The following is a 314-nucleotide window of genomic DNA, read 5'->3' on the forward strand; positions in this document are numbered from 1 at the left end:
TTTCAGAAACCGCGCATGATACACAAATGAAGCAGACACCTCCTGATACGCTTGAAATAAGCGCAATTCTGGCTGATTCCGGCTTGTCTTCACTCACCGGACAGATACTCGGCCGAATGGGCAGTCTGATTGTCCGGATTGCTGATAATCCGGAAACAATCCGTATCGCCCAAAAACTGCGCTATGATGTTTTCTACACTGAGCTTGGCGCGCAGAAATCCCAAAACACTGTACTCGAAGAACGTGACAGCGATCATTATGACGCGATCTGCGATCATCTTGTCGTTTATGACACCTCGATTGCCGGTGATGAA

At 48.1% G+C, this 314-nt stretch carries 1 protein-coding gene; it reads left to right on the forward strand.

Annotated features, from left to right (window positions below):
• Positions 1–26: 26 nt before the first annotated feature.
• The coding region (locus HBA93_RS20105) for a GNAT family N-acetyltransferase (RefSeq protein WP_221724454.1) at positions 27–314 on the forward strand (288 nt) is incomplete at its 3' end.

The sequence above is a fragment of the Ochrobactrum sp. SFR4 genome (assembly GCF_019730395.1).
In the GTDB taxonomy this organism is placed as follows: Bacteria; Pseudomonadota; Alphaproteobacteria; order Rhizobiales; family Rhizobiaceae; genus Pseudochrobactrum.